Origin of the sequence: Falsirhodobacter xinxiangensis (genome assembly GCF_004959935.1) — a bacterium.
In the GTDB taxonomy this organism is placed as follows: Bacteria; Pseudomonadota; Alphaproteobacteria; order Rhodobacterales; family Rhodobacteraceae; genus Falsirhodobacter; species Falsirhodobacter xinxiangensis.
Window position 1 is genome coordinate 1 of record NZ_SMYN01000055.1, and the last position, 2,124, is coordinate 2,124.

Annotated in this window: 3 protein-coding genes; 1 reads left to right on the top strand and 2 read right to left on the bottom strand. The window is 57.8% G+C overall.

Features of this window, described 5'->3' with window-relative positions; all coding sequences use genetic code 11:
• Window positions 1–489: 489 nt before the first annotated feature.
• Complete coding sequence (locus E2K76_RS20070; protein WP_136686204.1) at window positions 490–1,122, top strand: tyrosine-type recombinase/integrase; 633 nt, start codon at window positions 490–492, stop codon at window positions 1,120–1,122.
• A 124-nt stretch (window positions 1,123–1,246) separates the two neighbouring features.
• On the opposite strand, the gene E2K76_RS20075 is transcribed toward E2K76_RS20070, so the two are convergent.
• Both E2K76_RS20075 and E2K76_RS20080 read right to left on the bottom strand, forming a co-directional pair.
• A complete protein-coding gene (locus tag E2K76_RS20075) occupies window positions 1,247–1,546 on the bottom strand; it encodes a type II toxin-antitoxin system RelE/ParE family toxin (protein WP_136686205.1) in 300 nt (99 codons plus the stop codon).
• Window positions 1,543–1,800 (bottom strand): type II toxin-antitoxin system ParD family antitoxin, encoded by a 258-nt coding sequence (locus tag E2K76_RS20080; RefSeq protein ID WP_136686206.1) that lies wholly within the window; start codon window positions 1,798–1,800, stop codon window positions 1,543–1,545. Before E2K76_RS20080 ends, E2K76_RS20075 begins: the two co-directional genes overlap by 4 nt.
• Window positions 1,801–2,124: the final 324 nt, after the last annotated feature.

Sequence of the window (2,124 nt, forward strand, 5' to 3'; positions counted from 1 at the left end):
TCCGTCACTGTCCGATTTCAGGGGAGTGGCTCAGTAACTACCCAACTTAACGCGGAAATCGGTGGTGCCGAGCGCGTCCATTCAGCCGAGCGCAGCATTCTCGACGGAATGGTGGCCCAGCTCGATCGCTTGCTGGCGGTCGGCCGCCACTGCCACCCAGGAGAAGCTCCAATGCAGGCTCCATCGAGGCACTCCGTCCAAACCATCATCTGGGTCCAATAAATGCATAAGGATGACGCGCGGAAGGTTGGAGCAGAGTTCGCTTACGTTTTCTGAGTTGGAAGGGGGGGTGTAGCGCGGCGTGCAGGGCGATTGCCGCGCTAGGCACGGATAACTGCTTTAGTGAGCTCGCTGAATGTGCCGTGCCGCAGTGCCGTCGGTCAGCTTTCCCATCCGCGCGATCGCATAACGCGACTCAAGCGGCCTGTGATAATCTGCGGAGGTCGGACAATCCGGAGCGAGGGTGGGACGGGGGCAGGAGGTACCGCCATGACCACCGATTTTCTTCCTGTCCTCCGACCTGACCATCCCGCGTGGAATAAGGGGCGTATCATTGGTCAGAAGCGCCCCCTTCTGCCGAAGCACGTTTGGTCGATCCGAGTGCGTCTCGAGATGTCAGAAAACAAACGGGACCTCGCCTTGTTCAACATGGCCATCGACAGCAAGCTGAGGGGCTGCGATCTGGTCGGTCTTAAGGTGAGAGACGTCTTCGTCGCTGGCCGAGCCAAAGACCGAGCATCCGTTACGCAAAGCAAGACCGGGAAGCCGGTTCGCTTCGAGATCACCGAAAACACCAGGCAGTCGCTCGAACGCTGGATCGCCGACCCCGAGATGATCGGTTGCGAATTTTTATGGCCGAGCCGTTTGCACGCCAGCGAGCACCTTTCGACCCGCCAGTATGCCCGCATCCTTCGGGAGTGGATTCTGTCGATAGGCCTCGAGCCGAGCGGCTATGGCACGCGCTCGATGCGGCGGACGAAAGTTGCCCAACTGTATAAGAAGACTGGCAACCTTAGGGCTGTCCAACTTCTGTTGGGCCACACCAAGATGGACAGCACCGTTCGTTATCTCGGCGTTGATCTCGACGACGTATTGGCCCTCTCCAAAGGAATAGATTTGTAGCTGAGGTCCGGCCGGCACCGTGTGTGGCGGTCGGATCGCTAAGCGCTACACGAGCGGCCTTGCTAACATTGAAACGACTCCATGCACAAATGACGACATAGCTGCGTGGTGCAGCGGTCGCTCTTCAACCGGCGGGAAACAGGATAACATCAACATCTATCGCGCCGTTCAGGACGTGCACGATAACGATCCGTTCCTGCATTATGCGGTAGAAGATCAGGTATCGGCCGTGAACTCGTCGGCGGATACCCAATCGTTGGTAGCGCGGCACAACAGGCCACGCCTCCGGCAAATTCGAAAGTTCTAGGCAGGATTGAATCAGTTCCCTGACGAAGCTCAAGGCCCGAGCAGGGTTGTCACGCGCTATGTAGGCGCCAATGCTATCCAAGTCGGCTTCGGCGGCGCTGGTGAATTCGACGATCATTCGGCAGTGCGACCAGCAACCTGAAATTTGGCTTCAAGTCGAGCCAGAACCTCCGATGCGGCGCTGACGCGGCCCGCCTCGGCATCCGCCACTCCACGCGCAATCGCCTGATCCAGCAGAACTAACCTTGCTTCACGCTCTTGGATCAGGCGGATGCCCTCTCGAAGAACCTCGCTTTTCGAGTTGTATCTGCCCGTCTCCACAAGTGACGAAACGAAAGATTCGAGGTGTTGTCCGAGATCGGCACTGATCATGGTGGTCTCCTCAAGTGCACTCGGAGCCTACGCCATTTGATAACTATTATCAAGGCGGCGTTCAGTAGCGCACCATGGTGTCCCACGCGGACAACGAAGTGAACGGCTGCTTTGGCAATGTCGCTGCAACTGCCACGCCGCAGTGCCCTCAGGCGGCTTCCCGCCCTTCATGACCGTAACGGATTACAGACTATGGGAGATGTCAGGACGGCAGGTGGTCTGCATGATGGGCAAGAATTTCTGGAAGCGAGCTCCCGCAACCAAAAAATATAGCCTAGTTACCAAGACTTGCGCCCCGCCTTACCGTGGGGCTTTTTGCATTCC